Origin of the sequence: Ruoffia sp. FAM 24228 (genome assembly GCF_045528575.1) — a bacterium.
GTDB lineage: Bacteria > Bacillota > Bacilli > Lactobacillales > Aerococcaceae > Ruoffia > Ruoffia halotolerans.
The window spans coordinates 1-4,886 of sequence record NZ_JBGQQZ010000102.1 but is presented as its reverse complement, the minus strand read 5'-3'; the positions used below and the strand labels follow the sequence as shown (position 1 = coordinate 4,886).

Annotated in this window: 6 protein-coding genes and 2 pseudogenes; 6 read left to right on the top strand and 2 right to left on the bottom strand. The window is 33.8% G+C overall.

The window, feature by feature from the left end; translation table 11 throughout:
• Positions 1-236 precede the first annotated feature (236 nt).
• The 3 genes from ACEN33_RS11810 to ACEN33_RS11800 are packed head-to-tail and all read left to right on the top strand — an operon-like array spanning position 237 to position 1,240.
• The gene (locus tag ACEN33_RS11810) at positions 237-563 is read left to right on the top strand and encodes a hypothetical protein (RefSeq protein WP_407090974.1); all 327 of its coding nucleotides are present in this window, start codon (positions 237-239) and stop codon (positions 561-563) included.
• Positions 564-574: 11 nt separating this feature from the next.
• Complete coding sequence (locus ACEN33_RS11805) at positions 575-970, top strand: transposase (RefSeq protein ID WP_407090973.1); 396 nt, start codon at positions 575-577, stop codon at positions 968-970.
• Positions 971-1,006: 36 nt separating this feature from the next.
• Positions 1,007-1,240: a transposase gene (locus ACEN33_RS11800; protein ID WP_407090972.1), complete on the top strand. Its 234-nt coding sequence runs from the start codon at positions 1,007-1,009 to the stop codon at positions 1,238-1,240.
• Positions 1,241-1,531: 291 nt separating this feature from the next.
• Here the strand turns inward: ACEN33_RS11800 and ACEN33_RS11795 are convergent.
• A pseudogene (locus ACEN33_RS11795) lies at positions 1,532-1,771 on the bottom strand (ATP-binding protein); the annotation flags it as partial.
• 128 nt (positions 1,772-1,899) lie between these two features.
• Between ACEN33_RS11795 and ACEN33_RS11790 the strand changes: the two are divergent.
• The 3 genes from ACEN33_RS11790 to ACEN33_RS11780 are packed head-to-tail and all read left to right on the top strand — an operon-like array spanning position 1,900 to position 4,809.
• Positions 1,900-3,105, top strand: a complete 1,206-nt coding sequence (locus ACEN33_RS11790) for a site-specific integrase (protein WP_407095171.1) — start codon at positions 1,900-1,902, stop codon at positions 3,103-3,105.
• Positions 3,102-4,097, top strand: coding sequence for a tyrosine-type recombinase/integrase (locus tag ACEN33_RS11785; protein WP_407095170.1), 996 nt, complete (start codon positions 3,102-3,104; stop codon positions 4,095-4,097). The genes ACEN33_RS11790 and ACEN33_RS11785 overlap by 4 nt, the downstream gene beginning before the upstream one ends.
• Positions 4,084-4,809 carry a tyrosine-type recombinase/integrase gene (locus tag ACEN33_RS11780; protein ID WP_407095169.1) on the top strand — a complete coding sequence of 242 codons (726 nt, stop codon included), beginning with the start codon at positions 4,084-4,086 and terminating at the stop codon, positions 4,807-4,809. Before ACEN33_RS11785 ends, ACEN33_RS11780 begins: the two co-directional genes overlap by 14 nt.
• Here ACEN33_RS11780 and ACEN33_RS11775 read toward each other — a convergent pair.
• Positions 4,773-4,886: pseudogene (locus tag ACEN33_RS11775) on the bottom strand (IS30 family transposase); the annotation flags it as partial. The gene ACEN33_RS11780 and the pseudogene ACEN33_RS11775 overlap by 37 nt on opposite strands.

The window sequence follows — 4,886 nt, the reverse complement described above, 5'->3', positions numbered from 1 at the left end:
CCAAGTGAATTCTCCTTTTAGTAATGTATGGTAACTTTATTATATAGGAATTCACTGGCTTTTGTGTACATACAAAAAAAGGTGTCAGTGAGATTTCTCTCACCAACACCAAAAATTCAAGAACCTACAAGGATTCTTTATTTATTGATGGTACAAAAATTCAAGCAGATGCGAACATCTATAGTTTTACTTGGCGAAAAGCGATTGAACGTTATGAAGCTGGTCTAATTGAAAAAGTGTCTAGTTTGTATGAAGAACTTATTCAAACGAATGTAGATATTGCTATAACGGAAGAAGAATTAACCATGTCGATCGGAATCGAGAAGATCATTGATAGTCTAGATGAAGCTCTTGATGAGGTTGAAGTAAAAATCAAAAATGAGACAACCATACCTAAAGGTGGTTCTGAACACAAGCGACGTCGTCGCACGCTAAAAAAGCATCGAAATAAATGGAGAATGATTTCCTACCACGAAAACAGAAATATGAAGAAGCGAATGAACTATTTGATGGAAGAAATAGTTTTTCTAAAACAGATACAGACGCTACCTTCATGTGCATGAAAGAAGATCCAATGAAAAATCGTGAATTGAAACCTGGTTACAATCTTCAGGTAGCTTCTAGTAATCAATATGTCATTGACTTTGATATTTTTCCGAACCCAACAGATACGCGTACACTTATTCCGTTTCTAGACTCGATTCAAACACTTGATATGTTCCAATATATTGTTGCTGATGCTGGTTATGGTAGTGAAGAAAATTATATGGCTATTACCGATGATTTTGAGAAAGTACCATTGATTCCGTATGGAATGTATCATAAAGAACAAAGTAAAAAGCACAAAAATAATCCAAAGCATCGTCAGAACTGGTCCTATAACGAGGTTGAAGATTCCTATACTGATTTAGATGGTGTTCATTTTAATTTTTCACATTATAGTACTCGAAATGATAAAAATGGTTTTTAAAGGCAGTTTAAAATATATAAAGCTGATTCCGAGCAAATGGATGACCGTTTAAATAAACTAGCGAAAACACCGAAAGGTAGACAGCGCCAGACGGCGGTCAATAATAATTGGGAGTATTTCAAACACAAAGCTAAAGAGAATTTGGAGAGCACACCTGGAAAAGAAATCTATGCACAACGTAAGATTGACATAGAGACCGTTTTTGGTCGCATGAAAGGTGTATTTGGTATGCGCAGAGCGCATGTGAGAGGTAAACAAGAAGTACATTGACTACCGCCAGCGAAATGTACCAGCGTTGCCAAGTTTTGTACCACCCTTTGCCATGAAATGTACCAGTCATTGCCAACCTGTTTACCACTTATTAACTTCTGTATTGAGTATTGCGGACGTTCTTTACCAGTAGTGCGGTTCTTTTTACCACTCTTTGCGGGAAGATTTACCAATGTCTGCGGAATAGTTTACCAGTAATAATTAAATGACCCCATTTCTACTCAACTTTTGAGTAGAAATGGGGTCAACATATTATAAATCTATTGGCTATGTCGTAAAAAGACCATTGGTCTAGTTATCTTGATTTAAACCTAGCTTTTCACGCATCGAAATATCTCCATCTATAAGTACATCATAAGAATTATGTATAATTCGATCAAGGATAGCTTCTGCTAAAGTACCGTCTCCTAGTTTCTCATACCAACCCGGAAAGTCGAACTGGGAACAGTAAATATTCGACTTCTGCGCTTCATAACGAGCGTTGATAATTTCCAGGAGTAATGTGGATTCTTCACTTGTGAGCTCATATAAGAGCCATTCATCTTATGAAAAGTTATTTATTATGTAAAGCTAGATTCAAGTCCTGTTGGTTTTGTAAGCTTTTTGTGTTTCTAACTATACATAATATAGTATCCTTATTCTAAAAGGAGGACGAAATAATGGATACTATTGGAAGTTTAATAAGGAAAGCGACTATGCATTTAGATGAATTAGGGTACTCTGAAGGGACAAAAACTCGCTATAAAAGTTGTTGGAATTGCTTCGAAAAATACACCGACTTAAAAAACATTCAAGACTTCACTCTTAAATTTGGGTATGAATTCTTGGCGAATCACTATAGAGTTGATTTTGATATTGACTTAACGCCGTATCAAAGATTTACTGTCCGATCAATTAAAGTTTTAAACGATTTTTTGAAAGATGATACATTCAATAAATGCTATCAAAGAAAGGGACTTCAGGTACCCGACTGTTACTTTGACATTCTTATGAGTTATGTCGAAAATCTAAAACAATCAAATCTGACAGATCGAACTATTCAAGGAAAACAAATTATTATTATTCGATTTCTTCATTTTTTGAAAACAAATGAAATCTCTGATATTTCAAAGATACAGTCTAAAAATATTTTGATGTATATCGAATCAATAATGACAAATTATGCAGTATCCACAAAAGAGACTATTCTATACACATTGAGAGATTTTTTAAACTTTCTAAACACCGGTAATTACAATAATTATCATTTAAATCAGCTGTTGCCAATTATTCGATCAAATAAGCTAGAAAAATTACCATCGTATTATACATCTGAAGAAATTAGAGTATTGCTTTATCATGTAGACCGAAGTACAGCTGTTGGTCGGCGCGATTATCTTGTCTTACTACTGGCCATTCAGTTAGGAATGCGAGCGGGTGATATTAGAAAATTAAAGACGGATAACATTAAATGGCATTTAGAAAAAATTGAATATATTCAAGAGAAAACAAAGAATTTCTTGCAGTTACCACTGAGTGATAATATAAAATATGCATTGATTGATTATTTGAAAAATGGTCGACCAATCTGTGATGATCCTCATATTTTTATTAGGCACAGAACGCCTTATGGGCGTTTTGAAAAAGGAAATGTCTTTTGGAGTATTATAAACAAATACTTGAAACTTGCTCAAATTGAAACTAAAAATAGAAAACATGGTCTTCATGCAATGAGACACAGTTTGGCAAGTAACCTTTTACAAGATAACACCCCATTACCTATTATTTCAGGAATACTAGGCCATGAAAATTCGAATACGACTAAGATGTATCTTCGTATCGATACCGAACAGCTCCGAACCGTTGGTCTGGAGGTACCTTCATGATAGATACAGAAAAAGAGTATATCTTTAATGGACCTTTCGCTAGTTATTGCACTATGTATGTTGATTATAAAAAAGGGTTAGGTTATAAATTTCAAGTGTCATCCTATTACAGATTAAGGCAGATTGATAATTTTTTTAAAACATATGAACTTAAAAATCCTATTCTCACAAAAAAAATGGTGAATGATTATGTGAGTAAACGAGGCACTGAATCCACTAAAACACAGCACCAGAGGATGAGTACTATTCGACAGTTTGCACTGTTCATGAACACATTAGAATTCAATTTCTATGTATTTCCGAAAAATGAGTTTGTTAAAATAAGAGATAATTTTGCCCCATATATCTTTACACACAAAGAAATGTCAAATATTTGGGCGATAGTTGACACTTTATGCTTGGCAGAGAATAGTGAACATGATAATCTCATTTATCCAATGCTCTTACGAATGTTATACGGATGCGGATTACGGATTAACGAAGCTTTAACTTTGCATAGAACAGATATCAACTTAGAAAATGGTGTAATTACAGTAAATAAAGCCAAAAACAATATAACCCGGATTGTTCCTATGTCAGAAACGTTAACGGATTATTGTCGTAATTATGCCAAAAAAATGACATTTAATATGAAAATTGAAGGGCATTTTTATCCGGCTCCTGATACTCAAAAATACAAAAGTAAAACGATATTAAACAATTTTAGAAGGATATTACTTAAAGCTGGAATAATTTCTTCTGAATCTGTTCATCCCAGGATACATGATTTACGACACACTTTTGCAGTTCATTCTTTGGAAAAAATGGTTAGTCAAGGGCAAGATATTTATTCTGCGCTTCCAATGTTACAGACGTATATGGGACACCGTGATATTATAAGTACAGAACAATATCTACGGCTGTCAAGTGATACCTACGGTATCATCATTAATTCAACTGCTGAAATGTATCAGGGCGTTTTTCCGGAGGTGAATGAAGATGAAAGAATATAATTTCGGCAAATATTTATCCTCATACTTTCTTAGATACATTCCATCAAGAATGGACTATAGTGAAAATACAGTAAAGTCATATCGGGATGCATTCACTATTTTCTTAAGATACTGCACCAAAGTTCTTAATTTGAAACCCGAAAAAATGAAAATTACCGATATAAATAAAGACTTTATAGAAGATTTTCTGAATTGGCTAGTAGATAAAAAAGGATACTCCATCAAAACACGGAATCAAAGGCTTGCTGCACTTCAATCTTTTTTCCGATTTCTACAAATTGAAACGCCTGAGAACATAGAGAGATGTAACTCTATCCTTTCAATTAAGGCAAAAAAAGTTCAAAATACAGGACAAATGACCTATTTAACAATTAATGCAATTCGAAAGCTCTTGGCTACTCCAAATAGTAAAACTAAAGAGGGAAAAAGAGATTTAGCCATTTTGACGCTTTTGTATGATACAGGTGCAAGGGTTCAGGAAATGATAGATCTAAATGTTTGTGATTTGAGATTGTCTTCTCCAGCAACTGTAAAGTTACTTGGCAAAGGACAAAAAGTACGTGTAATACCAATTACCCCACAGACAGTAAATATTATAAAATCTTATATAGATAATTACCAATTATTGGATGAAGAAAACCTTGAAATTCCAGTCTTTTTTAATAATTTGATTTGTCAAATTAAGCTAGACAAAACTGCTTCATCTAAGTAACTCAAAAATACTTCCAACGGTGTTCGGTAGTGTAAGGATTTCCGTGGAATCGTGTTCCGTTTGTGTGCAATCGATGA